The sequence below is a fragment of the Shewanella hafniensis genome, from assembly GCF_019655335.1.
In the GTDB taxonomy this organism is placed as follows: domain Bacteria; phylum Pseudomonadota; class Gammaproteobacteria; order Enterobacterales; family Shewanellaceae; genus Shewanella; species Shewanella hafniensis.
The window spans coordinates 1-25,542 of the sequence record NZ_BPFD01000031.1 but is presented as its reverse complement, the minus strand read 5'-3'; the positions used below and the strand labels follow the sequence as shown (position 1 = coordinate 25,542).

Annotated in this window: 21 protein-coding genes; 13 read left to right on the top strand and 8 right to left on the bottom strand. The window is 46.8% G+C overall.

Going from position 1 to position 25,542, the window contains the following annotated elements:
* Positions 1-97: 97 nt before the first annotated feature.
* The 6 genes from K5Q99_RS10630 (at position 98) to dinB (ending at position 6,152) form a co-directional block, all read left to right on the top strand.
* Positions 98-1,144 carry an FAD:protein FMN transferase gene (locus tag K5Q99_RS10630; protein ID WP_220776849.1) on the top strand — a complete coding sequence of 349 codons (1,047 nt, stop codon included), beginning with the start codon at positions 98-100 and terminating at the stop codon, positions 1,142-1,144.
* A gap of 15 nt (positions 1,145-1,159) precedes the next feature.
* Entirely contained in the window at positions 1,160-1,384 is a 225-nt protein-coding gene (gene nqrM, locus K5Q99_RS10625) for a (Na+)-NQR maturation NqrM (protein ID WP_105250019.1), read from the top strand.
* A 253-nt stretch (positions 1,385-1,637) separates the two neighbouring features.
* Positions 1,638-2,111: a bacterioferritin gene (bfr, locus tag K5Q99_RS10620; RefSeq protein WP_106651431.1), complete on the top strand. Its 474-nt coding sequence runs from the start codon at positions 1,638-1,640 to the stop codon at positions 2,109-2,111.
* 9 nt (positions 2,112-2,120) lie between these two features.
* Entirely contained in the window at positions 2,121-2,588 is a 468-nt protein-coding gene (gene bfr / locus K5Q99_RS10615; protein WP_006080476.1) for a bacterioferritin, read from the top strand.
* Positions 2,589-2,884: 296 nt separating this feature from the next.
* Complete coding sequence (locus K5Q99_RS10610) at positions 2,885-4,888, top strand: methyl-accepting chemotaxis protein (protein ID WP_220776848.1); 2,004 nt, start codon at positions 2,885-2,887, stop codon at positions 4,886-4,888.
* A gap of 187 nt (positions 4,889-5,075) precedes the next feature.
* Positions 5,076-6,152, top strand: coding sequence for a DNA polymerase IV (gene dinB, locus K5Q99_RS10605; RefSeq protein WP_220776847.1), 1,077 nt, complete (start codon positions 5,076-5,078; stop codon positions 6,150-6,152).
* A 43-nt stretch (positions 6,153-6,195) separates the two neighbouring features.
* On the opposite strand, the gene K5Q99_RS10600 is transcribed toward dinB, so the two are convergent.
* Complete coding sequence (locus K5Q99_RS10600) at positions 6,196-7,095, bottom strand: LysR family transcriptional regulator (RefSeq protein ID WP_220776846.1); 900 nt, start codon at positions 7,093-7,095, stop codon at positions 6,196-6,198.
* Between the two features lie 92 nt (positions 7,096-7,187).
* On the opposite strand from K5Q99_RS10600, the gene K5Q99_RS10595 reads away from it, so the two are divergent.
* The gene (locus K5Q99_RS10595) at positions 7,188-8,120 is read left to right on the top strand and encodes a DMT family transporter (protein ID WP_220776845.1); all 933 of its coding nucleotides are present in this window, start codon (positions 7,188-7,190) and stop codon (positions 8,118-8,120) included.
* 153 nt (positions 8,121-8,273) lie between these two features.
* On the opposite strand, the gene K5Q99_RS10590 is transcribed toward K5Q99_RS10595, so the two are convergent.
* From K5Q99_RS10590 to K5Q99_RS10580, 3 genes are all read right to left on the bottom strand, one after another.
* Positions 8,274-9,920: a methyl-accepting chemotaxis protein gene (locus K5Q99_RS10590; protein WP_220776844.1), complete on the bottom strand. Its 1,647-nt coding sequence runs from the start codon at positions 9,918-9,920 to the stop codon at positions 8,274-8,276.
* A gap of 95 nt (positions 9,921-10,015) precedes the next feature.
* Positions 10,016-10,570 carry a cache domain-containing protein gene (locus tag K5Q99_RS10585; protein WP_220776843.1) on the bottom strand — a complete coding sequence of 185 codons (555 nt, stop codon included), beginning with the start codon at positions 10,568-10,570 and terminating at the stop codon, positions 10,016-10,018.
* 262 nt (positions 10,571-10,832) lie between these two features.
* On the bottom strand, positions 10,833-12,293 hold the full coding sequence (locus K5Q99_RS10580; protein WP_220776842.1) for an aminoacyl-histidine dipeptidase: 1,461 nt from the start codon (positions 12,291-12,293) through the stop codon (positions 10,833-10,835).
* 219 nt (positions 12,294-12,512) lie between these two features.
* Here K5Q99_RS10580 and K5Q99_RS10575 point away from each other — a divergent pair, with 219 nt between their 5' ends.
* The 4 genes from K5Q99_RS10575 (at position 12,513) to K5Q99_RS10560 (ending at position 19,188) form a co-directional block, all read left to right on the top strand.
* Positions 12,513-14,051: a M17 family metallopeptidase gene (locus K5Q99_RS10575; RefSeq protein ID WP_220776841.1), complete on the top strand. Its 1,539-nt coding sequence runs from the start codon at positions 12,513-12,515 to the stop codon at positions 14,049-14,051.
* A 1,236-nt stretch (positions 14,052-15,287) separates the two neighbouring features.
* A complete protein-coding gene (locus K5Q99_RS10570) occupies positions 15,288-16,577 on the top strand; it encodes an NCS2 family permease (RefSeq protein WP_220776840.1) in 1,290 nt (429 codons plus the stop codon).
* Between the two features lie 202 nt (positions 16,578-16,779).
* Complete coding sequence (gene proB, locus K5Q99_RS10565; RefSeq protein WP_106651421.1) at positions 16,780-17,898, top strand: glutamate 5-kinase; 1,119 nt, start codon at positions 16,780-16,782, stop codon at positions 17,896-17,898.
* A gap of 12 nt (positions 17,899-17,910) precedes the next feature.
* The gene (locus K5Q99_RS10560; protein ID WP_220776839.1) at positions 17,911-19,188 is read left to right on the top strand and encodes a glutamate-5-semialdehyde dehydrogenase; all 1,278 of its coding nucleotides are present in this window, start codon (positions 17,911-17,913) and stop codon (positions 19,186-19,188) included.
* Between the two features lie 121 nt (positions 19,189-19,309).
* Here K5Q99_RS10560 and K5Q99_RS10555 read toward each other — a convergent pair whose 3' ends face one another.
* The 3 genes from K5Q99_RS10555 to K5Q99_RS10545 form a co-directional block, all read right to left on the bottom strand.
* A complete protein-coding gene (locus K5Q99_RS10555; RefSeq protein WP_107948823.1) occupies positions 19,310-19,612 on the bottom strand; it encodes a hypothetical protein in 303 nt (100 codons plus the stop codon).
* A gap of 201 nt (positions 19,613-19,813) precedes the next feature.
* Positions 19,814-20,290, bottom strand: coding sequence for a Cys-tRNA(Pro) deacylase (ybaK, locus tag K5Q99_RS10550; protein ID WP_220776838.1), 477 nt, complete (start codon positions 20,288-20,290; stop codon positions 19,814-19,816).
* Positions 20,291-20,432: 142 nt separating this feature from the next.
* On the bottom strand, positions 20,433-21,359 hold the full coding sequence (locus K5Q99_RS10545; protein WP_220776837.1) for a DMT family transporter: 927 nt from the start codon (positions 21,357-21,359) through the stop codon (positions 20,433-20,435).
* 288 nt (positions 21,360-21,647) lie between these two features.
* Here K5Q99_RS10545 and dnaK point away from each other — a divergent pair, with 288 nt between their 5' ends.
* Both dnaK and dnaJ read left to right on the top strand, forming a co-directional pair.
* Positions 21,648-23,567: a molecular chaperone DnaK gene (dnaK, locus tag K5Q99_RS10540; protein ID WP_220776836.1), complete on the top strand. Its 1,920-nt coding sequence runs from the start codon at positions 21,648-21,650 to the stop codon at positions 23,565-23,567.
* 110 nt (positions 23,568-23,677) lie between these two features.
* Positions 23,678-24,811 (top strand): molecular chaperone DnaJ, encoded by a 1,134-nt coding sequence (gene dnaJ / locus K5Q99_RS10535; protein ID WP_220776835.1) that lies wholly within the window; start codon positions 23,678-23,680, stop codon positions 24,809-24,811.
* Positions 24,812-24,837: 26 nt separating this feature from the next.
* Here dnaJ and K5Q99_RS10530 read toward each other — a convergent pair whose 3' ends face one another.
* Positions 24,838-25,029 (bottom strand): hypothetical protein, encoded by a 192-nt coding sequence (locus K5Q99_RS10530; RefSeq protein WP_220776859.1) that lies wholly within the window; start codon positions 25,027-25,029, stop codon positions 24,838-24,840.
* Positions 25,030-25,542 lie beyond the last annotated feature (513 nt).

Below are 25,542 nucleotides of genomic sequence, written 5' to 3'. Positions count from 1 at the left end.
GTTCATTAGTCCTAGATAGAAAAGTTGCAGATGTTGAGGATAATCTCTCATCTGCAACTTTTGCATTTAAGGGCCCAAATAAGAGTAGTAGGTCACTATGTTTCAGACCTTAAAGATCAATACCTCAGTATTAAAGCATTCATTTAACTGGCTAGTCCTCGTAGGGCTGGCCTTTTTTGTTTCAGCCTGCTCAAAGCAGAACGAGGTCATTTCATTAGCGGGCAGCACTATGGGGACGACTTATCACATTAAAGTCGTGCCGAATGAGCAGATGCCGACGGCGCAATTACTTCAAGCGGAAATTGATTTAGCCCTTGAGCTAGTCAATGACCAGATGTCGACGTATCGCCCACATTCAGAATTATCCCGTTTCAACCAATTGCCATTGGAGCAAAGCGTTGAAGTTTCAGCGGATACCATCAAAGTGGTGCAAGAGGGAATACGCTTATATCAAGTGACGGATAAGGCACTTGATATTACCTTAGGTCCTTTAGTTAACCTGTGGGGTTTTGGACCTGATAAGCGTCCAACGAAAGTTCCGACACAGGCTGATATTGATGCGGCTAAAGCCAAAACTGGGATTAGTGAACTTTCCATTGAAGGCAACCGTCTAAGTAAGCACAACACCCATTTATATGTAGATTTATCATCAATCGCGAAGGGATTTGGGGTTGATAAGATCGCTTCTATTCTTGATAAATACCACGCGACTGGGTATTTAGTTGAAATTGGTGGCGAACTGAGTATCAAAGGTGCCAAAGGTGATGGAAGCTCTTGGCGTGTTGCTATAGAGCAACCGACCAATGATGGCTCTGAAGCCGTACAGCAGGTTATTGCACCTGGTACTATGGCGATGGCGACCTCTGGTGATTATCGTAATTATTATGAAGAAGACGGCCAACGTTTTACGCATATAATCGATCCGCGTACTGGTTTGCCGATAAATCATAAGTTAGCATCCGTGACTGTATTGCATCAAAATTGTATGACGGCCGACGGTTTTGCGACGGCCATGATGGTTTTGGGCACTGAAGCATCATTGGAGCTTGCCAAGAAGGAACACTTAGCGATAATGCTAATCGAAAAGCAAGGCGACGGATTTAAGGTCTATTACAGCGACGCCTTCAAGCCTTTCCTTATTTAGTTTTTGGAGTAAACCATGACCTCTTTTATCGCGGCATTTGTGATCTTGTTAGTCTTCTTTTTGCTCATGTCGATTGGTTATCTCATCAAGCGCAAAGCCGTTGAAGGAAGTTGTGGCGGTTTAGGTGTTCTAGGGATTGAGAAAGCGTGTGATTGTGATGACCCTTGTGACAAACGTAAACGTCGTATGGCCGCTGAAGAAGCGCGTCGTGAGAAGTTAACGAAAGACCGCATTATCTAAATAGTCTTGATTCGATCATAGCCCCCAATTTAGGGGGCTATTTTTTTGCCTCGTATTTTCTTACACGGGTTAATCATTTGAGATTTATCCTTGGGATTAGAGTGGGATAGCAAGTTAATCTAAGCAGGAATGAGAATGCTTTTCATCATTAAGTGGGTGAAATATAAAGATAATTTGAGTTGGTCGATAAATTGTACTAGGCTAGAAGCTTGATTTAGATCAATCTTTTCACGCTTACCAAGGATAGTAACTTATGAAAGGTCATCCTAAAGTGGTTGGGCAACTTAATCGGGTGCTTACCTGTGAGTTGACCGCCATCAATCAATATTTCCTCCATGCCCGCATGTTTAAACATTGGGGCTTAGAGAAGTTAAACCACGTCGAATACAAAAAATCCATCCAAGATATGAAGCACGCCGATAAGCTCATCGAGCGAGTGCTGTTTTTGGAAGGTCTGCCGAATCTGCAACAACTCGAGAAACTTCGCATTGGTGAACATAGCCAAGAAATGCTCGACTGCGATCTGGCCATGGTGCAAGAGCAACTGACATTGCTGCGTGATGCCATTAACCTGTGTGAAGCCGAACAGGACTATGTGAGCCGCGATCTGCTGGAAGACATCCTTGAAGACGAGGAAGAACACTTAGATTGGCTTGAGTCGCAGCAAGAGCTCATTACGCTAACCGGGATTCAAAATTATCTACAATCGCAAATTAGCGACCAATAGGAGCAAGATATGAAAGGCGATAAAGACGTCATCGATGCGTTAAATCGACTCCTAACGGGAGAACTCTCGGCAATGGATCAATATTTTGTCCATGCCCATATGTACGAAGATTGGGGCTTGAATGAACTCTATGAGCGCATCGCCCATGAGTCTGATGATGAAAAAGCCCATGCGGCCAAATTAGTACAGCGTATTTTATTCCTCGAAGGAACGCCTAATGTTGCCGCCCGTGAGGCGTTGAACATAGGTAAAGATGTGGAAGAGATGCTGCGTAATGATCTCGCCTACGAGTACAAGGTCGCAGATGATTTGCGCCAAGTGATTGCCCTGTGTGAGCAGAAGCAAGATTACCAAACCCGCGAGATCCTCGAAGTGTTACTCGATGATACTGAGTCGGACCATATGTATTGGCTCGAAAAACAACTCGGGCTGATTGACCGTGTTGGGCTACAAAACTACCTACAAACTAAGATGTAATCACTAAATCTAGATCAGCGGGAGTGTCTCGCTGATCCTATTTCTACCGCTTCCTAGTAATCCAATCTGTATATAGTCTATCTGACTGTAAAACTCGGCCTCTACAAACTCATCCTCTGCAAAATATCTTAAATTTAGCGAATCCTGTTATAAAGCCAATGTCCTTTCTTTACAAATACTTATTTACGTTTTTTATGGCGATTTCATCTGTTGTTAACAGGTAAAAATTGTTACCGTGTAAAACTATTTTTGCGAGCCATATTGTTAACTTGTTGGCCAGCCAGACGGGAAGATTGATGGGATATATGAAACGTTCTCTAAGTTTGCAGTTAGTGGTGACTATCGTTGGAGCGCTTGCTGTACTGCTTACCTTAGTCGCCGCTTTGTTGGTAACGAAAGAAAGTGATAACACGCGAAAGCAAGTCGATGCGGATATTTCGGCGTTAGTTGCCTTAAAAGCCAATGAGATCAGCGGCTACTTTATTGCTAAGGGCCAAGTGATCCATTCAGTATTTGCCGAGCCGGGTTTAGTCAAATGGTTTACTCAGTATCACGCCCGTGGCAGTCATCTCGCGGCTGATCGCCAGTATCAAGACATTATTGGTTACTTTAAGTCTTTCTCCGATCGCGATAGCGATGTTAAGTCGGTGTTTTTTGGCTCGGCCAATACCTTCGAGTACTTTGACCTTAATGGCCGCTTCGATGGCGACCCAGATTACTACACCAACAAACGGCCTTGGTGGCAGGAGGCGATTGACCAGCGTGGCTTGTTTGTTGGCGATCCTGCGGTCGATGCAAACGATGGTTCAATTTCTGCCACGGTTAAAACCCCTGTTTATGCTGCCAATGGTGAGCTGATTGGGATCGGCGGCATGGATATCTTGATTGATACTATTGGTAAATCCCTGCTGGCACCGATCAAATACCGTGACTTTGGCCAAGCTTTCTTGATGACAGACGAAGGCAAGTTGGTGTATTTCCCTGGTTTTTCAGAACGTTTCCCGCCGGGTTCTTTGGCGAATCAAGTGGACACTCAGTTTAAGCAGACCTCAGGGTTTTCGGCATTAAGACAACAGATGCAAAGGGAAGCGCAAGGGTTTGCTAACGTCACGTTCAATGGCGTGCCCCAGCGGGTGAGCTTTGTGACTGTGGGCGGTGATTATCCCAAACAAAAGTGGCACTTAGCCTTTATGTTGCCCCACGAAGTGATTGAAGCGCCAGTGACCGCTGCGTTCTGGAATGCCAGTATGGTCGCCATTGGTATCATGCTGCTAATGGGCGTGACGGTATGGTTGATGTTGCTACCCTTTAGTCGTCAACTCGCTAAGTTATTGGATGCGATGGAAGATATTGCCGAAGGTGACAGTGATTTATCAAAACGTATTCTAATGGATCGAGAAGACGAGTTAGGCAAACTTGGCGATGCCTTTAACCGCTTTGCTGAGAAAGTGCAGCACATGCTGTTGGATACGCGCAGTTTAACCCAAGAGGTGGGCTCGGGCGTTATTGATGCGCGGCAAATCTGTGATTTAGCCGTGTCGTCGGTCTCATCGCAAAAGCAGCAGATAGATTCGGTTGCCACCGCCGCGACGCAAATGGCGCAAACCAGTCAAGAAATGGCTGTCAGTGCCCAGCGTGCCAATGATTTTGCCCAGAAGGCGCAAACTCAAGCCCACGACGGTACACAGATTGTTTCCCGTGCGACCGAAGGGATGAAGGCGCTGTCAGAGCAAGTGATTGCCGCGGCGAAAGTGATTAAACACTTACGCAATAGTTCAGAGCAAATCGGTGAAGTCTTGAGTGTGATCCGTAATATTGCCGAGCAAACGAATCTATTGGCATTGAATGCGGCGATTGAAGCGGCGCGGGCGGGTGAGCAAGGCCGCGGTTTTGCTGTCGTGGCCGACGAAGTGCGCACGCTGGCATCCCGTACCCAAGATTCTACCGCCAATATTCAAGGTATTATTCAAACCTTACAACAGAGTGCATTGCAGGCTGAGCAAGTGATGGAATCGGGTGTCGAGCAGGCGAAAGCGGGGCAAGACTTAACGACCCAAGTCGAAGCGGCACTGAATGATATTGCCACGGCGATTATGTCAATTCAGCAGCAAACGGTTGAAATAACCGTAGCAATCGATCAGCAAGCTGTGGCGGCCGAGGAAGTGGCGCTCAATGTCGATAATGTGCGGGGGTTGTCGGATCAGTCTTTGCTGTCGAGTCAGGACTTGTCGCAAAGCTTGCAAGGGTTTGAGGATATGACCCGCGCGCTCACTCGCAATATCGGCCAATTTAAGATTTAAGCCTGAGTCGGTCGGGGCATTATTTGCTCACTGACCATCAGCTCAGTCACGTTATCACTCATAGTGAACACATAAAAGGAGCTTAGGCTCCTTTTATTTTTTGCTTTCGCCTTATTCCATTCAAATCGACGAGTAGCACTTGATTACTGTTTTTATATACAGTATTTTGGCGTTGGAGGAATTCAACGTGCGAAAAATTATTCACATCGATATGGACTGCTATTTTGCGGCAGTGGAAATGCGCGACTTTCCCGAATACCGTGGCAAGCCTTTAGCCGTGGGCGGCAGCAGCGACCGCCGTGGTGTTATCAGCACTTGCAGTTACGAGGCGCGTAAATTTGGTGTACGTTCAGCGATGGCGACCGCCTATGCTTTTAAGTTGTGTCCCAATCTCATTTTGGTTCCTGGGCGGATGCAGGTTTATAAAGAGGTGTCGCTGCAAATTCGTGAAATTTTCTCCCGCTATACCCCATTGATTGAGCTGCTTTCTTTAGATGAAGCCTATTTAGACGTGAGTGAGTGCCAACAATATAAGGGCTCGGCAACCTTGATTGCGCAGGCCATTCGCCGCGATATCTTAGCCGAAACTGGGTTAACTGCTTCGGCTGGCATAGCACCAGTGAAGTTTTTAGCTAAGGTTGCCTCGGATCTGAATAAGCCAAACGGCCAATATGTGATTACTCCAGAAACACTGCCTGATTTTGTTAAAACCTTATCGCTACGTAAAATTCCCGGTGTCGGCAAAGTCACCGCCGAAAAGCTCTCCTCGCTTGGGCTCAATACCTGTGGCGATGTGCAAGCCTATTCTAAAGCTGAGTTATTGGCGCGATTCGGCAAGTTTGGTGGTGTCTTGATTGAACGTGCCCAAGGCATAGATGAACGGGGCATTTCTGCCGACAGGGAGCGTAAATCAGTGGGTGTTGAAACTACGTTGGCGAAGGATATTTATAGCCTAGAGCAGTGCCAACAGGTGATGCCGGGATTGATCCAAGAATTAGCCCTACGTTTGAGCCGCAGCGCTAAGGAACGCAAAATTCACAAGCAAGTGGTCAAGCTCAAGTTCAACGATTTCAAGCAGACTACAATCGAGCATCGCAGCGATGAAGTCTCGATTGTGATGTTTTATGATCTACTCGCACAGGCGATGGCAAGGCAAGAAGGGCGCGGCATTCGCTTATTAGGTATTTCGGTCGGCCTCGCCGATTCTATCCTCGCAGTGCCCGAAATCCCAAATGCCCAGACTCAGCTTGATTTAGCGCTCTAGCTGTTTACTGAGTCGATACGCCGCAGACTCACGCCTGAATGGCTCAATAAGCCTCGGGTGGATTTGCCAACATAAAATCAATTAACAGTCTGACCCGTAAGGGCAGGTTGTCCCGATCGCGATACATCAAGTAGGCGGTGCGCGGAATACCTTGCCATTCTGGCAGTATTTGAACGAGCTTGCCGCTTTGTATCTGTTCACTCGCCATGCTGATGGGTAATAGTCCAATACCGAGCCCCGCCACTACAGCCTGACTGGCGATCGCCATATCATCGACGGCTAATTTGATGTTACCTCTTGGCTCAAACTCGACATTTTGCCCAGTGTTTTTGTGCTGTAAACGCCACGTTTTTGTGGGCTTAGCGATGATAACCGGATGCAGTTCCAGTTCTTCTATGGATTGCAGTGTATGCCACTGGGTTGCCGATGTGCTGGCGCAAAGTACAAAGCTAATCGTGGTGAGCGGCCTTGCAATCCAATCGGGATCTTTAGGTTCACCCACTCGAAAGGCGATATCGATGGCGTTTTCACTGACATCAATATTCATGTTCGACAGACTTAAATCGATATCAATATTGGGATAATGCCGTTGGAAGGCGTTGAGTGATTCACCCAGCCAGCGATAGGTTGTATTGATGGGCGCCGAGATCCGCAATTTGCCAACCGCTTGATGTTTATCCGCATGCAACTCACCGGATACCTGGTTTAACTCGATAAACAGCGGGCCGCAGCGTTCGAGATACCGCAGGCCTGTAGCGGTAAGGTTGACTCTATGGGCGTCTCTGTGCAGTAAACGCAGGCCTAATGATTGTTCTAACAGATTGATTCGACGGCTTAAGGTTGAAGGTGGAATGCCTAAGTGCTGCGCCGCGAGCTTAAAGCTCCCTTGTTGTGCCACCACCCAAAATAAGCGCATATCGTCTAAGGAATAATTAAGTTTCATATTTGGAATTTAAGCTCTCAATCTTGTTTGTTTTAATAATATATGAAACTTATAAACTAAGCTCAATCCCAATTACCTCCCTAGAGTCCGATATGAAATCCCATACACCTTACATGACAATTGTTTGTCTATTGATTTGCGTTTTTAGCTGGGGCAGTGTGTTTCCGATTGCTAAGCGAGTGCTGGAGGAGATGTCAGGGGAATCCCTCGTATTCTGGCGTTTTACCATTGCGGCTGTGACTCTGGCGTTATATATCGCTTTTACTCGTCAGGCTTGGCCCAAGTTGAGTTTGGCGCAATATATTGTCATAGCGTTAGTGGGTGTGATTGGTGTAGGTGGCTTAAATTTGGCGTTATTTAATGGTCTGCAGCATACCTCTGCCGCCAATGGTGCCTTGATTATGGCGCTTAGCCCGCTGGTGACTTCAATCGTCAATGGGCTATTACAGCGTGAATGGCTCAGTAGACAACAAGTGTTTAGCTTAGTGGGCGGATTGGCGGGCGTACTGCTAGTGATCACTAACGGCAGTGTGCAGCAATTACTCAACTTTAGTTTTAACCAAGGTGATGTGATGATTGCCGCCGGCATGTTGGCGTGGAGTGGTTATACCATTTGTTCGCAACGGGTCGGCCATTGGTTGTCTGTGTTGCCCTTTACCTTGCTGAGTATGATAGCTGCCAGTGTGTCTATGTCCGTGGTTGGGCTTGGCCGAGGTGAGTTTCACCCTTGGCAGGAGTTGATGGGACTGTCGACGACGGCTTTGTCTAGCGTGCTCTACATAGGTTTGTTCGCCACTGTGCTCGGTTATCTGTTTTGGATTAACGGCGTTAAAGCGCTTGGCCCCGCTAAGGCATCGATCTTTTTTAATCTCGTGCCCGTTTTTGCTGCATTAACGGCGTTAGCCATGGGGCAGGCGGTAACGGAAATTCAATTGGTAGGGATGCTGATAGTGATCCTTGCGTTGATGTTACCAATGTTAGTCAACCTGCGCGCGGCAAGAGGCTTAGTGGTTAAGCGCTGCTAATCTATGCTAGCTTTGCTGTTTAAATATAAGGGCGCACCTGAATTCAGACCATCACTACGACGGGTTTATGCTCCCTTATTCGGTAGAGGGGACTTTTCAAACATCACTGATTTACAAAAAGTACCTTACATAAAAGCTTTCACTCTCAAAAGCTTACAGTTTAAAACGGCTGACCAGCGCAGTGAGATTACCCGCCATTGATGAGAGTTGTACGCTCGCGGCATAGATTTCATCTGTGGTGCGTAAACTGTCCTCCGACTGTTCGGCAATGTGTTGAATATTTTGATGACTCTCATTGGCCATAGTGGTTTGCGCTTTGGCTGCGAGGGCGATTTGATTATTCATCTCACTAATTTGGCTGACCATTTCTGCAATATGCGCTAAGGCTTCACCAGCATTACTGGCAGCTTCGACGCTTGAAATCGCCTTTTCATTACCGATATTAATCGCCGCCACAGCGCTTTGAGTGCCATTTTGCACATTGGCGATCATCAATTTAATTTCTTCGGTGGATTGGTGAGTCTTTGAGGCGAGGGAGCGCACTTCATCGGCCACCACGGCAAAGCCGCGTCCTTGTTCGCCCGCCCGCGCCGCTTCAATTGCGGCGTTAAGGGCTAATAGATTGGTTTGTTCGGCAATGGCTTGGATCACCTCAAGCACACGGCCGATATGTTGGCCTTCTTGCTCGAGTTTATTGATCTGCATTTCTGCCGTGCCCACATCTCCTGCGAGTTCTCGAATTACATTGATGGTTTTTTTCACTCTTGCTTGGCCATCGGCGGTAAAGACATCGGCTTGTTTGGCTGCATCGGCCGCATGACTGGCACTGACAGAGACTTCTTGTACTGAGGCGGCAATATGATCACTGGCATCGGCGATTCTGTGGGTGGCTGCCTGTTGATCCATCAAGGTATGTTTTGCCGTGGCGCTGGTTTTGGCTAGTCCTTCGGCGGCGACATTAAGCTCCGAAGTAGATTGTTTAAACTGCGAGATAATGCCATGTAAGTTATCGAGAAAATGATTAAAGGCATTGGCAAGGTCGCCCAGTTCGTCCTTAGAGGTTAGCTGGACCCGCTCGGTCAAATCACCATCACCATCGGTAATGTCGTGGATTTTCGCCAGCAAAACTGCGAGCGGCTTACTGATGAGTTTAGGCAAGGTAACGATGAACAGAATGCAGATCAGGATACTGATTGTTAAAGCAATTAACTGCATCTGCTGCCCACGATAGGCGTCATCATCCACTTGGGTGACAGCTGCTGCCGTGTTGCTGTTTAAGTCATCGATTAGCTGATTAATATTTTGATGCAGCTGCTCGAATTGCGTTGCAGCTTGGCCAAAGCTCAGATCAATAGCGGTCGTGCGACCGTTACGGCCATTTTGGGTGCGCTGATTGCTGATTTCAGAGGTAGTGGTTCGCCATACCTCGAAACTGCGATTTAATTCATTGAGTTTTTCTTTTGCGAGGGGACTTGTGGTCACATCGGCAAACTGATTAAGGTGTTCTTTGACCAGAGATATACTATTTGTGTGCTGTTTTAGAAGGCTATTATAGGAGTCCGTGCCGACGTTAACGAACATCAGGCTACGTTCGGCAACTTGCGCTTGGTAAAGCTCTTTGTCAGCTTGCAGCAGTTCAGATTGGCTCGGTAAGTATTCGAGTGCGAGCGTATTTGCGCTGTTATTTAATGCTTTAAGCCCTAAGATGCCAGTTGAAGAGGCGAAGATGACAACGCCAGCGAGTAGCAGACTCGGGTAAGTCAGTTTCTGGTTAACGGAAAGATCTTTATACCATTCCATAGTCACGCCCTCCTTGATTGATGCACTGAAAGGTGAGGGCCGCGATAACCACTGAATAAAAGCGGATGCGGCCCATCACTGGCGTTCTCTGGCAATTAGAGTCCGAATTGATCGAGGTTGATCCCAATCGTGATAGCACCAATTGCAGCATCGCCATCCATCACTGGAATAGAAATTTGTACTAGATAGGCTTGGGAGCTCTCGTCAAATTTGACCGGACCTATGTGTTTATCGCCTTTGCCATTGGCGAAGGATTTTTGCCATTTATCCTCATCACCCTGCCAATAATCTGAGGTTTTACTGGTCATGGCGACGTTAGCACCTTGATTATCCATGAGAAAAATTTCTTGGTAGTAAGGTTGGCTGGCTTCGAAGGTGGTGAGAAACTTGGCCGCTTCGTTGTTCATCAAGGACGACATAAAATCATCAATCCCAGCGGTGGCGATCCATTTTTCATCTAATGTTTTGATCGAATCTAAACTTTTGCCTTGAGCATTTTGCGCTTTAACGGCATTCACCAGCACCACTTCTTTACCTAATGGCATCAGTGAATCGGCTAGATCGATAACGGCTTGGGGGACTTCTTCGGCGAAACTGAGGTTACTGCTGAGCAGTAGTGCGGCGGCTGACAAGATTTTACCAAATTTCATGATCTCTATTCCTTAAGGTCACTGTATTGAAGGGGAAAGCGGCTATCTCTAAAAGCGCGACAAGCAAAAATACGTTCGGGTTAGACAGAACAACTATAGTAGAAAATTCAAGCTATTCAGTTCTTTCATAAAAATTTTATCAATGGCATTTCTATACACCAATTGAAGGCACGATAAAAAATAAGGCCACATCTGACTTGAGCAGATGTGGCCTTGAATTGAGTGCCAATTGAGTTAGCTAGGCTAACTTTAGACTAGGGCGTTACGCCTTAACTGGAATACGCTCGAGTACGGCTAATAATAAAGTCCAATATTGGCCGACTGTGGTGATGTTCACCATCTCGTCTGGTCCGTGCGGATAACGAATGGTTGGGCCAATCGAGACCATATCCATATCAGGATAAGGTTTCTTGAATAGACCACACTCAAGACCCGCATGGATCACCATGATCACTGGCTCTTTGTGGTAAATGTCTTGATAGGTTTCGCGCACTATCGCCATTACAGGTGAGCTGTTATCTGGCTTCCAGCCTGGGTAAGCACCGCTTAAATCGATATCGGCTCCGGCTAAGTTGGTCAGCGCAGTTAACATGCCTTCGACTTGAGTACGGCCAGAATCGATCAGCGAGCGGATAAGGCACAGGATAGTGACTTGTTCATCGTCAGTGCTGATAACGCCAACGTTGAGCGAGGTTTCAGTGACACCTTCGACTTCATCACTCATGCGGATCACGCCGTTCGGGCACACATGCAGCAAATCGATCAGGGTATTTTGGCTGTTTTCGCTCATCACACGTTTTGGCGTTGGGATAGTGTTTAATACTAAACGCATATCGGGATCGGCAATAGCAAGTTCAGTGCGAATTAGTGCTTCAAACTCAGCGACTTTTTCGTTTAATGCGCCGACGTTTTCTTCTGGCAACATAAAGCTGATGTTGGCTTCACGTGGGATCGCATTACGCAATGAACCGCCGCTAAATTGGGTCAGCTCTAGCGCTAACTCATCGGCATTTTCAAAAAGGAAACGCGCTAATAACTTGTTGGCGTTGCCACGACCTAAGTGAATGTTCACTCCAGAGTGGCCGCCTTTTAAGCCAGATAAATGCAGGCTAAAGGCCGAGTAACTTTGTTCAGACGCTTGCCACACCATAGGCAGGGTAATTTGAGCATCGACGCCACCGGCGCAGCCCATGTAAATTTCACCCTCTTGCTCAGAGTCTGTGTTGATCAGGATCTCTGCATCTAACATGCCCGCTTGTAAACCAAAAGCACCCGTCATGCCGGCTTCTTCATCGATCGTCAGTAACACTTCTAATGGACCGTGCTTGATATCATCTGAGCCCAAAATGGCCAGCGCCGATGCCATGCCGATACCGTTATCTGAACCTAAGGTCGTGCCTTTGGCTTTAACCCAATCGCCATCGACATAGGCTTCGATAGGATCTTGGGTGAAGTCGTGTACTTTGTCGGCATTCTTCTGCGGCACCATATCGATATGGGCTTGAATGACCACGATTTTACGATCTTCCATTCCAGGCGTAGCCGGTTTGCGGATGATCAAGTTGCCAACGGCATCTTCAACGACGGCAAGTTGTTTGCTTTTTGCCCACGCTTGAATGTGCTGGCTTAAGGCTTGCTCATGCTTAGATGGGTGGGGAATCGCGCAGATTTGTTCAAACCATTGCCATAATGGCTGTGGGTATAACTGACTTAACGCTGTCACTAGAGTGTCCCTCATAAGGTCTTGTGGGTATATGGCAAATTTGCGGCCATTCTAGCACATTCTGTGCAACCAATTAATCTCAGCATCACAGGCTTTTGGTGAGCTGGCAGCCAAAGTTTCCAATTCGATTTTTTCTGGGAGTGTCGGTAGCACTTTTAGATTGGTAATTAAGCGATAGAGCGGGAATAATGCAGGCACAATAATGAAAAAGGATGGGTCATGTTTCAAGTTAACTTCGTTGATGTAAAAGCAGAAAATGCCATTTTTGATGGTGAAGGCTGGGATGCGGTTGTGGTGGTGACGCCCGATCTGGATTCTATCGGTTTTGATGAGATAGGTTTATTGGCTCAGCACGGTGCCCACGTGGATAAGCGCGTAGGTAAGAGCCCGACATTACTGTTTGCCCCGGGTCTGGCGGGAGGCCGCTTGATCATTGCGCCTGTCACCCAAGTGAACGATGAGTATGTGGACGTGCGAGTCTATGCTAATGCTGCAAGGGCGGCGATTGCCATTGCAAAAGAGGCGGGTGCAAATCGTCCGCTGTTATATGTAGTGCCATCGAAGGACTCACGTTTTAGTTTTGCCACTGAAGTCGCAGCATTAGCCTGCGGTCAAGAGCTGTGGCAAACCTTAGAGCTGCGTGAAGCGACTGGCTTAACGCCTGCATTTGAGGCCATAGGGTTATTATCCTTATCAACTCATAACAGCAATTTGCTCAATGCCTTAGAAGCGGGCCGTGTACTAGCACGGGATTTATGTGGTACTGAACCTGAGCGCATGTCGGCTAAAGCTTTTGCCGATTATTGCCTGCAATCCTTAGCGGGCAGCGTGATTAAAACTGCGGTAGTGGAAGACAGAGATATTTTAGAGCGTGATTATCCGCTGCTCAGCGCTGTGGCGCGATCTTCTTTTGCCGTCGGTCGTCATCAACCTCGTGTGGTTAAACTAGAGTACCTGCCTGAAGGTGAAGTGACTCGCACTTTCCTGTTTGCGGGTAAGGGCGTGATTTACGATACCGGCGGCGCCGATCTAAAAGTCGGCGGCGCGATGGCGGGCATGAGCCGTGATAAAGGCGGCGCTTCTGCCGTGGCAGGTTTATTTAAAACCCTGTCAATGCTTAAACCTAAGGGCATTCGCGTGATTGCCGAGTTAGGTTTAGTACGTAACAGCATAGGCAGCGAAGCCTTCGTGACCGATGAAATCATCACTAGCCACGCGGGTGTACGAGTGCGGATTGGTAATACGGACGCCGAAGGGCGCTTAGTGCTGGCGGATTTACTGAGCCATTTACGTATCAAAGCCGTGTCGGCAGTGAAGCCTGAAATGTTTTCGGTAGCAACACTCACAGGTCATGTTGTGCGTTGTTATGGCAGTTATCCTGCGGCGGTGGAAAACTCTGTGGCGAGTGCGCAGCAATGCGCTGTTACTTTACAACAGCAGGCGACTCAGTGGGGTGAACCCTTTGAAGTGTCTACACTGCGTCCTGAAGACTTTGCGAAAATCCGCGATGTGTCAGGCGCTGCTGAAATGTTATCTTCAAATAATGCCCCGTCATCGATCACTGCGCGCGGGCATCAATATCCTGCGGCGTTTTTGCTGAAAGCGTCTGGGCTATTTGACCATGGTGTAACAGCCCCAATTCCCTTAGCTTATATGCACTTAGATATCGCAGGCAGTGCGACAGAAGGTGATCCGCTCTACGGCAAACCTACAGCGAGTCCGCTGGTGGGCTTGTATCAATATCTGATCAATCGTTAGTAACAAAAAGAAATAATTCTGTAATATCTTACTTATTAGATGCTTACAGGGTTATTTCTGTTTTTCTGTGAAATAGATCGCCATTAACCCTACTATAATTGTGTAATTTAATTACATTAAAAAGCCTTAATCAAAAAAAAATACAAATAAAGGTTGTAATAAAACTACAAAACCATATAATTGCTTTCGTGTATTAGGCACTAATGCCTTTCCTCTCTAGTCTATCTAGGATGGATATTTTTCTCCAAGGACCTGAGTGACAAGTCGTCTCAACGGATATGAGAATCTCTAGTTCCAAGGAACCGAGCCAAGCTTCACTAGAGTACTTAATCACAACTAATTTAGGAGTATTGACTATGTCTTATACAGGCAACAACCATTTTTATTGGCAGAACACTTGGTTTAACACTGATGTTTTGCGTGGCGGTTTATTCGCCATGAGCTTTAAGGCCTAACCCTCCTTAAAGTTTAGTTTCCATCATCCATCAACCTTTGTATCGCCTTTTTTGGCGTGTTTAGACTCAAGTAGCATATCGGTGTTTTTGCATGGGTATGCCAGGTTTTTCCCGCTAGCGCGGTAATGTACTTCCCCGAAAGGGACGCTTGAAATATGTCTTTGCCTGCTCATTGAGCAGGCTTTTTTTTGCCTTTTTTTCGCTTAAGCCTTTAACTGTTTTGCCTGATAGCAATGAGCATAAACTGTTTGTGTCAGAAGTGGTAAAGCACCTATTACCAGCCCTCACGCTTAATCGCCTCCTCAGAGGTAAGGGATTGCTTCTTTGATAAATGTGGCGTTGAGATTACTGGAGAAGAGGTTGAAGTGTATGTTGAGCCTGCGCCACTCTGGGATTATTGATATGCACTGGGTGATCCTAACAAATTCCAAGCGCTCCTTTCATGCGCTATGTAAATACTATCCGATGAAGTAGTTTGCTCAGGTGATAGCATTACCAATGCTAATAAATACAAGCTTAACCAAGTTGCTAAGCGCTAACTGACTCCGCATATTTATCATTTTATTGAACCGCACAACCATGGCGAGGTTTCCATCATTTGCGTTCAGAACCAATCACTCGGCCGTTTACCGAATGATTTATGGTTACTTGTGTTTATCCCTTGCCAATTTTCTGGCCTGACCAGCCTAAACTCCCTATAATCGGCTGCAAATGTCATCACGTTACATAGTGTTTACATCTACCTACCCTACATACTTAAAATAAAAAGGAACCTTGTTCCATGTTAGAAAAACTGTTCAAACTGAAACAAAATCAAACGAGCCTCAAGCAGGAAGCGGTCGCAGGTTTGACAACATTTATGACGATGGCCTACATCATTTTTGTGAACCCAATGATGTTAGCCGATGCGGGCATGGACCATGGAGCTGTATTTGTAGCGACCTGTTTGGCGGCGGCTGTCGGCTGTTTGGTTATGGGGCTGATGGCGAATTATCCAATTGCGCTTGCTCCAGGTATGGGACTTAATGCCTTTTTTACCTACACAGTCGTGGGTGAAATGGGTTACAGCTGGGAGACTGCGTTAGGCGCGGTATTCCTGTCGGGAATTTGCTTTTTAATCTTGTCCTTAGTGCGTATTCGAGAATGGATTGTAAATAGTATTCCCATGTCGTTACGTATCGGTATTGCTGCAGGTATTGGTTTGTTCCTTGCGCTGATTGGCCTTAAGAGCGCCGGTATCGTGGTGGCAAGTCCTGCAACCTTAGTGACCTTAGGCGATATCACTGCATTTCCGGCGGTTATGGCTGTGTTAGGTTTTTTCCTGATCATTGCTATGGTGCAACGTGGAATGAAGTCGGCGGTCATCCTAAGTATCTTGATTATCACAGCGCTGGGATTAATGTTTGGCGATGTGCAGTATCAGGGTATTGTATCTATGCCGCCGTCGATTATGCCGACATTTTTGAAGATGGATTTATCCCAAGTCTTTGAAGTAACGATGTTATCTGTGGTGTTTGCCTTCTTATTTGTCGATCTCTTCGATACCTCTGGCACCTTAGTGGCGGTTGCACAGCGCGGTGGTTTTCTCGATGATAAAGGCCGTTTACCACGTCTGAATCGTGCCTTAACCGCTGACAGTTTAGCAACGATTGCAGGGGCGGCTTTTGGCACTTCCACCACGACAAGTTATATCGAAAGCACCGCGGGTGTGAGCGCAGGTGGTCGGACTGGTTTGACGGCCGTTGTGGTGGGATTACTCTTCATTGCTGCGTTATTTTTATCGCCATTGGCGGGGATGATCCCGGCTTATGCAACTGCGGGCACACTGTTTTATGTAGCGATTTTGATGATGTCGGGACTGGTGCATGTCGAATGGGAAGATTTGACTGAAGCCGCGCCTGTGGTGGTTGTGTGTATATTAATGCCGCTAACGTTTTCTATCGCGACGGGCATTGCCTTTGGGATCATCTCATATGCAGCAATCAAATTACTCACAGGTCGCTTTAGCGATCTTAATGTGGGCATTTTAGTATTAACCGCATTGTTTGTAGCTAAGTTTGTCTATGGTTGATGCTGTCGATTAATTCACCTGCACAGTAAAAACTCGCAACGTAGATTGTTTACATTTTTTGAGGGCCATCTAATCGATGGCCCTTTTTAATGCGCGATTCTAAGCAAAAACGAAAATTTATCTCGAGTTAATAACTCCTTGCTACCAATTACTCAGCGGATTAGGTATAAGGATTGTTCGGTTATTTTGTTACAAATGAATAATGAACTTAAGTGAGATTGCGTATCGCCGCGTGGTAGTGAAGTTAGGGACGAGTGTGCTGACCTCTGGCAGTAAACAGCTAGATAAAGCCCACATGGTTGAGCTTGCTCGTCAAATGGCCGCACTGATGAAGTCAGGGGTCGAAGTCGTATTATGCACCTCAGGGGCCATTGCCGCTGGGCGTGAACATCTCCAATACCCGATACTGCCCGACACTATGGCCAATAAGCAATTGTTAGCCGCTGTCGGGCAAAGTCAGTTGATCCTCGCTTGGTCACAACTCTTTAGTATTTATGGGCTGCATGTCGGCCAATTGCTGCTGACCCGCGCCGATTTGCAGGATAGGGAGCGTTACCTCAACGCCCGTGACACGCTTAATGCCTTGCTGGCCAATAATATTGTGCCGATCATCAATGAAAACGATGCCGTTGCCACCAATGAAATCAAAGTCGGTGATAACGACAATCTATCGGCGCGCGCAGCACTCTTATGCGATGCTGACTTATTGATTTTACTGACGGATCAAAAGGGCTTATTCGATGCGGATCCACGCACTAACCCGAATGCTAAGTTGATCTCCCAAGTCGTCAAGATTGACGACAGCCTACGTATGTTAGCGGGCGGGTCTGTTTCGGGTTTAGGTACGGGCGGAATGTCGACTAAATTGGAAGCGGCGGATATTGCTCGCCGTGCAGGCATCGAAGTGGTTATCGCTTCTGGCCATCATCCCGATGTGATCAAAAAAGTGGTGAGTAAGGAATCTGTTGGCACGCATTTTAGTGCGATTGAAAACCCGTTAGAAAGCCGTAAACAGTGGATTCTAGCCGGCCCTGCGACTCAAGGTTCTTTAGTACTCGATGCCGGTGCGGTCAAAGCTGTGACTGACAAGGGCCGCAGCTTATTGTCCAAAGGTATCGTCGGCGTTAAAGGCCAGTTTGAGCGCGGCGCTACGCTGCAATTAGTTGATCAACAAGGTAAAGTGATTGCTAAAGGGATGACACGATACTGCGGCCAAGCCCTGAGTTTGATCGCGGGCAAGCATTCCGACGAGATCGAGTCTTTACTCGGTTATGACTATGGTGACGCAATCGTGCACCGCAACGACATGGTTGTCTTATAAGCGAGGTCTGTTTTGAGTCAAATTAATCAAGAACAGTATTTACAGCAACTTGGTAATAATGCCAAACAGGCAAGTTACGCCTTAGCCAATTTAACCGCGAGCCAAAAGGCTGACTTACTCGAAGCCATCGCCGATGCGCTGACGGAAAATGCCGCCGCGATTTTAGCCGCCAATGCTAAAGATGTGGCCGCTGCTAAGGCCGATGGATTAACGGATGCGATGATCGACAGACTGTTGCTCGATGGTGCGCGTCTGGCGGGCATTATCGGTGATATTAGTGATGTGATCCGTCTTGCCGATCCGGTAGGTGAAGAATTTGGCAGCAAGTTATTAGATAACGGTTTAAGGCTGACTCGCCGCCGAGTACCACTTGGGGTCATAGGTGTTATCTATGAGGCTCGGCCTAATGTCACTGTCGATATCGCGGTACTTGCCCTTAAAACCGGTAATGCGGTGATCCTCCGTGGCGGTAAAGAAACCCTAGCATCGAATAAACTCATTAGTGAGGTGATCCGCGGCGCGATTGTCGCCCAAGGTTTACCGATAGATGCGGTGCAATTTATTGATTCTTCAGACAGAGCTTTAGTGACAGGTTTACTTAAGCTCGATCAATATGTCGACATGATAGTGCCGCGTGGCGGTCAAGCGCTGCAACGCTTATGTGCCGAGCAGGCGACCATTCCGGTGATTTTGGGCGGCATAGGTATTTGCCATTTATATGTCGATAAAAATGCCAATCTTGAACGGGCTCTCGAGGTGATCGCTAACGCCAAAGTGCAGCGTCCAACTGTGTGTAATGCGCTTGATACCTTGCTGGTGGATGAGCATGTGGCGAGCACCTTTGTACCGCAAATTGCCGAGTATCTGCATCGTTTAGGCGTGCGTTTTTCAGTCTGTGAGCAAAGTTTCGCTCTGTTAGATGGTTTAGGGTTTGATGTGACGCTCGCCAAGGCTGAGGATTTTGGCATCGAATGGTTGTCGTTAACCTTAGGCATTAAAGTGGTGAGTGATATCGATGCTGCCGTTAGTCATATTCGCCAATATTCTAGCGGCCATTCGGAAGCGATTTTGACCGATGACATTCATGCAGCGGCGCACTTTATGAACCAAGTGAACTCAGCTGCCGTGTATGTCAATGCCAGTACGCGCTTTACCGATGGCGGTCAGTTTGGCCTTGGCGCCGAAGTCGCTGTGAGCACGCAAAAACTCCATGCTCGCGGCCCTATGGGGCTTGAGGCATTAACCACGTATAAGTGGTTAGCTTGGGGTGATTACACAAGCCGTGTTTAGTGGTTAAAAACCATAAAATTAAAGCCGTTAACGCATTACGTTGACGGCTTTTTTTTGTTCGCAATGTTTGATTGTAAGTACCAATTTGCACTGTCTATTTATGGCAGTGTCTGTTTGCGCATTAATGGAGTAGCGGCGTATAAGTGGCAAGTAACCAGATACAGAAAAATAGCGTCGACATGACGGTAGTGAATCTACGAAAGGCCTTGATGTATTCCAAGGTATAAATAAAGTACTTTTCCTGCACTCTGCGGGTGAGTAATACCGATGGCAGCATAAAACTGCAATAGAGCATGACTACCATAGTGGTAAAACTGTTTCCCCAGAAATGCTCATAAATAAATAAGGCGATGCAGAGTAGCATAGCGCACCAGCTGATTGGGCTGATGCTATTTTCTGGGTTCCATTGGGTTGATTTTTCCATCTGACTATCCTTAGTCGATTTGTACCTCAGTACAATTTATAGACGGATATCTCGGCTTTATCAAACGCTTTCTATTGCATGCTCAATACGCTGCTGTCGTTGGAGTCTTGTTCACCATTTATTCAACATGAGCGCATGTTGCATAAGGTGGAGTGACTTACTTAACGTCGAATAACTTGTGCTTAATGTGGCCTGAATAGCTTAAAGCGTCTTTATATCGGCAAATTCACCTTTGCAAAGCTGGGCTAAGTCAGTAGCCGCTATGCTTATCTCTAAACCGCGTCTGCCCGCGCTGACATAAATCCTGTCGAAGCCTTGAGCGCTGGCATCAATTATGGTCGGCAACTGTTTTTTCTGCGCTAGCGGACTAATTCCGCCGACCAGATAGCCTGAGGATTTTTGTGCTAGGTCAGCATCGGCCATTTGCAGTTTCTTTTGTTTTAAGCATTTAGCTACGGCTTTTAGATTAAGCTGATGATCGACGGGCACAAGCGCGACGGCAATCGGCGCATGGGCTTTGTCGATGGCAACTAAAAGGGTTTTAAATACTTGCGCAGGGTCGAGCCCTAAGGTGTTAGCGGCTTCTTCGCCGTAGGCGGCGCAGTGTGGATCGTGGCTGTACTCTAAGATATCAAATGCAATGCTGGCTTTTTTCGCCAATCGAACGGCCGGGGTCATTCTATACTCCTTCACAAAATGGGCGATATTAACGCTTAATCTTGAGGTAAAACGTTAGCCACTTCGGTTTTTACGCTTTTTAGTTGGCTCATTGCGGTGAGCCAAGTTTGTTTCAGGCGACGATTCAGTCATGACTCAGTCATCATTTAGCGAGCTTTGGCTTTGGGCTTATCTTGCTTTTGCGCTCGGTAAAACGGGGCCAAAGTTGCTGCAACATCATTCCTGACAAAATAAACGCCAAACCGAGATAGGTCGCCATCGCTATCGTTTCCTGCAAAATCCACGCAATAAACCCAATCGACATCACTGGGGATAAAAACACCATAGTGCTAATGTTGGCAGTACGAGTGGCGGTTTTTAGCGCCATTAACCAGAGCACAAAAGTAATGCCCATCTCGAACAAGCCCACATACATACCTGCAAATATTGCCTTAAGGCTAAAACTGGGCAGGGTATCTGTCAGTACTAAGGTGACGGCAATAAAAGGTAAGCCGATAACAAAACTCAATAATAAACTCACCACGGGATCGCCTTGATCTTTGGTGTTGACGATCCAATATAGGCACCAGAGAACTGTGCTGGTCAGTGCAAGGCCGATCCCGAGCGGGCTATCAAAGCTAAAGCCGCTGATATCACCGCCGGTGGCAATGATAAACACGCCAGTGTAGGCAATCAGCGCCGCTGCAATGTCGCTCTTACGCAAATGTTGCTTTAACAAAGGCGCGGCCAGTAACGGCAGTAATACCGCCCAAGTGTAATTAAGTGACAACGCTTGCTGCGCTGGCAGTAAGGAATACGCTTTAAACAGTACGACATAGTAGAGGAAGGGATTGATGAGCCCAGTCACCAGATAAAACATGGGGCGGCGTAAAAACTGTTGCTTGAGTAAGGAAAGCTTTTTTTGCCAAGCAAGGATTCCGCCAAGGGCAATAATCGACGTGAGTACGGCAACAAACACCAGTTGCAGCGGTGTGTAGTAACTCAAGGCAATCTTAAAGGCCGTGGCCACAGTAGACCAGAGGAAGACTGCCGCCATGCCATACACGTACGCTAAATTTGAAGACTTCACTCTGCTACCTTACCTGGATAAACATCCGCCAAATGTGGGCAGATTGAATAACAGCTTTAGTTGATAAGCAAGACTATTTTATCTGCTTGGATATTTTATCCCGCTGTAGATGCGAGAAAGATAAATCAGAAAATTTTTTTCTTCGCCCTTGTAATTAATTTCCCTGTCCCAATATAGGTATCAAGGCAGAGAAGGTGGCCAACGATGGACTTGATATTTCAACCGTCTAGCCCCATATCAAAACCAACTAAACAAATTTAGATTGAATGAAATTTTTCGGAGGACCTCATGGGTAAAATTATTGGTATCGACTTAGGCACAACAAACTCTTGTGTAGCTGTCCTCGATGGTGGCAAAGCACGTGTGTTAGAAAACGCTGAAGGCGATCGCACAACCCCGTCAATCATCGCTTATACAGATGATGAAACCATTGTCGGTTCGCCAGCAAAACGTCAAGCTGTGACTAACCCAACTAACACATTCTTCGCGATTAAGCGTTTGATTGGTCGTCGCTTTAAAGATGACGAAGTCCAACGTGACGTGAACATCATGCCATTCAAAATCATTGCAGCCGACAACGGTGATGCATGGGTTGAATCGCGTGGCAACAAGATGGCTCCACCACAAGTTTCTGCAGAAATCTTGAAAAAGATGAAGAAAACCGCAGAAGACTTTTTAGGTGAAGAAGTAACAGAAGCGGTTATTACTGTTCCTGCTTACTTTAACGATTCACAACGTCAAGCGACTAAAGATGCGGGTCGTATCGCAGGTCTTGATGTTAAACGTATTATCAACGAACCAACGGCTGCAGCATTAGCCTATGGTATCGATAAGAAACAAGGCGACAACATTGTTGCGGTATACGATTTAGGTGGTGGTACATTCGATATCTCTATCATCGAAATCGACAGCAACGATGGCGACCAAACTTTTGAAGTGTTGGCAACCAACGGTGACACCCACTTAGGTGGTGAAGACTTTGACAACCGTTTGATCAACTACTTAGCTGACGAATTCAAGAAAGAGCAAGGCTTAGATCTGCGTAAAGATCCATTAGCAATGCAACGTCTGAAAGAAGCAGCAGAAAAAGCGAAAATTGAACTTTCAAGCACCAACCACACTGAAGTGAACCTGCCATACATTACGGCAGACGCAACAGGTCCTAAGCATTTAGTGATTAAAATCACTCGTGCTAAATTGGAATCACTGGTTGAAGACTTGATTATCCGTACATTAGAGCCACTGAAAGTTGCCCTGGCTGATGCAGATTTATCTGTAACAGACATCAACGAAGTGATTCTAGTGGGTGGTCAAACACGTATGCCTAAGGTTCAAGAAGCAGTGACAAACTTCTTCGGCAAAGAACCCCGTAAAGACGTAAACCCAGACGAAGCGGTAGCAGTAGGTGCTGCAATTCAAGCGGGCGTACTGTCAGGCGACGTGAAAGACGTATTACTGTTAGACGTAACACCACTGTCTCTGGGTATCGAAACCATGGGCAGCGTGATGACTAAGTTGATTGAAAAGAACACCACTATTCCTACTAAGGCGCAGCAAGTGTTCTCAACAGCCGATGACAACCAAAACGCAGTGACCATTCACGTACTGCAAGGTGAGCGTAAGCAAGCGAGCGCGAACAAGTCATTAGGTCAGTTCAACTTAGACGGTATTGAGCCAGCTCCACGTGGCCAGCCACAAATTGAAGTGATGTTCGACATCGATGCCGACGGTATTCTGCATGTGTCTGCGACAGACAAGAAAACCGGCAAGAAACAAAACATCACCATCAAAGCTTCTTCTGGCTTAAGCGAAGAAGAAGTGGCACAAATGGTACGTGATGCCGAAGCTCACGCAGATGAAGACAAAAAGTTTGAAGAGTTAGTGCAATCACGCAACCAAGCTGACGGCTTAGTTCACGCAACTAAGAAACAAGTAGAAGAAGCGGGCGATGCACTGCCAAGCGAAGATAAAGAGAAAATCCAAGCTGCAATGGATGCTGTTGACACTGCCATCAAAGGCAATGACAAAGAAGCCATTGAAAAGGCAACTCAAAACTTAATCGAAGCATCTGCTAAGCTGATGGAAATCGCTCAAGCTAAGTCTCAAGCTCAAGGCGGCGACAATGCCGACGCGGGCAAACAGGCTAACGCTGCTGCCGATGACGTTGTCGATGCTGAATTCGAAGAAGTGAAAGACGACAAGAAATAATGACTTGTCATCAATCAAATAGATTGATTTCAAAGCGTTAATTTCTAGGCGGGCGTTACGGGGCAACCCTAACGCCCGTTTGTTCAACACCAGCTGAGAAGCATGAGATTATGTCAAAGCGAGATTACTACGAAGTATTAGGTGTCAGTCGTGACACTAGCGAACGTGAAATTAAAAAGGCCTACAAACGTCTGGCCATGAAATTTCACCCAGATCGCAACCCAGGCGACAAAACCGCAGAAGCTAACTTTAAAGAAATTAAAGAAGCCTACGAGATCCTAACCGACGCCGACAAAAAAGCGGCCTACGACCAATTTGGTCATGCGGGTGTGGATCCTAATCGCGGTGGCGGTGGTTACGGTGGTGGTCAAGGCGATTTCGGCGATATTTTCGGTGATGTCTTTGGCGATATTTTCGGCGGTGGACGTCGTGGCGGTCAACGCCAAGCGGCCCGCGGCTCAGATTTACGTTACAACCTAGAGTTATCACTGGAAGAAGCCGTTAAAGGCTTAACCAAAGAACTGCGGATTCCAACACTGGCGACTTGCGATCTGTGTGAAGGCAGCGGCGCGAAAAAAGGCACCTCTGCAACCACCTGTGGCACCTGTCATGGTCAAGGCCAAGTGCAAATGCGCCAAGGTTTCTTTGCGGTGCAACAGCCTTGTCCAACCTGTCATGGCCGCGGCAAGATCATCAAAGATCCTTGCACTAAGTGTCATGGCGATGGCCGTGTTGAAAAGAGCAAGACCTTATCGGTTAAGATCCCGGCTGGCGTCGATACGGGCGACCGTATCCGTTTAGCGGGTGAAGGCGAAGCGGGTGAGTTTGGCGCGCCTCCAGGGGATTTATACGTTCAGGTCAGTGTGCGTGAGCATGCGATTTTCGTCCGTGATGGCAATAACCTTTACTGCGAAGTGCCTATATCCTTCAGTAAAGCGGCCCTAGGCGGTGAGATTGAAGTGCCAACACTGGATGGTAAAGTCAGCCTGAAGATCCCAGCCGAAACGCAAACGGGCCGTATGTTCCGTTTACGTGGCAAAGGCGTCAAGTCGGTTCGCAGCCATGCGGTAGGTGACTTGCTCTGCAAAGTGGTTATGGAAACCCCAGTTAACTTAAACGATCGCCAAAAAGAACTGTTACGCGAATTTGAAGCCACCTTAACCGGTGAGTCAAAGAAGCACAGCCCAAAGGCTGAGGGCTTTTTCGATGGCGTGAAAAAGTTCTTTCAAGATCTGAATAGCTAACTTGGTTTGATAGCGCTGCTGTTATGTTAGCAGCGCACTAGAAGAGAAAAGCCCCGCAGTGCTAAACACTGCGGGGCTTTTTTATGTTCTATTGAATGCTCAGATTTTGAGAGAGTAGTGCGCAGTAACTGATTAAGCTCTGTCATTCCAGTGACTCGCCATGAACTCATCCCTGAGGGCTCGACGACGGCATCCATGCCGTCAACGGTCACTTCCATGGCAGTGCTTAATTCTTTTTAAGTCCTGCGTATACCTGATAATCCGTAAAGTCCGAAGATTCAAACTTGAAGAATAAACGTTAACAAATATGTCCGATCTTTTCGGGTTTACATCCCAGTAAAGAACTTCAGTTCGGCATCTGATAGGCTGGATGCCTGAATGTCGTAAAGTGCATGAATGCACGAGAGCGACCATGGCGAGACTCACGTACTCTTTATTAAATTAAGAGTTCTATTCGTCCTGCGGCAACTCCGAGGGGATGGTGTATTCCTTAGACTCTGATGTGATCGGTAAATTGTTCAGGCATAAAAGTTATGCTTGTCTGATCTTTCCCGTTAGCTAATTAATGAACTTGAATTAGTTCGCCAACTGTTGAAAAATTTAAATAATTAGATAATAGAAAAAGGCACTAAAATAGGCGATATTTAGCTTGATAAAATCATAATGATATATTTATTATACTAGTATAATAAATATACTAGATTCAAAGTGAGGGATAAAGTGAGGTACTT

Excerpts from the sequence above, each read along its gene's own strand:
- K5Q99_RS10630 (WP_220776849.1), top strand. The coding sequence starts at position 98 with ATGTTTCAGACCTTAAAGATCAATACCTCAGTATTAAAGCATTCATTT.
- nqrM (WP_105250019.1), top strand. The coding sequence starts at position 1,160 with ATGACCTCTTTTATCGCGGCATTTGTGATCTTGTTAGTCTTCTTTTTG.
- bfr (WP_106651431.1), top strand. The coding sequence starts at position 1,638 with ATGAAAGGTCATCCTAAAGTGGTTGGGCAACTTAATCGGGTGCTTACC.
- bfr (WP_006080476.1), top strand. The coding sequence starts at position 2,121 with ATGAAAGGCGATAAAGACGTCATCGATGCGTTAAATCGACTCCTAACG.
- K5Q99_RS10610 (WP_220776848.1), top strand. The coding sequence starts at position 2,885 with ATGGGATATATGAAACGTTCTCTAAGTTTGCAGTTAGTGGTGACTATC.
- K5Q99_RS10600 (WP_220776846.1), bottom strand. The coding sequence starts at position 7,095 with ATGAAACTTAATTATTCCTTAGACGATATGCGCTTATTTTGGGTGGTG.
- K5Q99_RS10595 (WP_220776845.1), top strand. The coding sequence starts at position 7,188 with ATGAAATCCCATACACCTTACATGACAATTGTTTGTCTATTGATTTGC.
- K5Q99_RS10590 (WP_220776844.1), bottom strand. The coding sequence starts at position 9,920 with ATGGAATGGTATAAAGATCTTTCCGTTAACCAGAAACTGACTTACCCG.
- K5Q99_RS10585 (WP_220776843.1), bottom strand. The coding sequence starts at position 10,570 with ATGAAATTTGGTAAAATCTTGTCAGCCGCCGCACTACTGCTCAGCAGT.
- K5Q99_RS10575 (WP_220776841.1), top strand. The coding sequence starts at position 12,513 with ATGTTTCAAGTTAACTTCGTTGATGTAAAAGCAGAAAATGCCATTTTT.
- K5Q99_RS10570 (WP_220776840.1), top strand. The coding sequence starts at position 15,288 with ATGTTAGAAAAACTGTTCAAACTGAAACAAAATCAAACGAGCCTCAAG.
- proB (WP_106651421.1), top strand. The coding sequence starts at position 16,780 with ATGAACTTAAGTGAGATTGCGTATCGCCGCGTGGTAGTGAAGTTAGGG.
- K5Q99_RS10555 (WP_107948823.1), bottom strand. The coding sequence starts at position 19,612 with ATGGAAAAATCAACCCAATGGAACCCAGAAAATAGCATCAGCCCAATC.
- ybaK (WP_220776838.1), bottom strand. The coding sequence starts at position 20,290 with ATGACCCCGGCCGTTCGATTGGCGAAAAAAGCCAGCATTGCATTTGAT.
- dnaK (WP_220776836.1), top strand. The coding sequence starts at position 21,648 with ATGGGTAAAATTATTGGTATCGACTTAGGCACAACAAACTCTTGTGTA.
- dnaJ (WP_220776835.1), top strand. The coding sequence starts at position 23,678 with ATGTCAAAGCGAGATTACTACGAAGTATTAGGTGTCAGTCGTGACACT.
- K5Q99_RS10530 (WP_220776859.1), bottom strand. The coding sequence starts at position 25,029 with ATGGAAGTGACCGTTGACGGCATGGATGCCGTCGTCGAGCCCTCAGGG.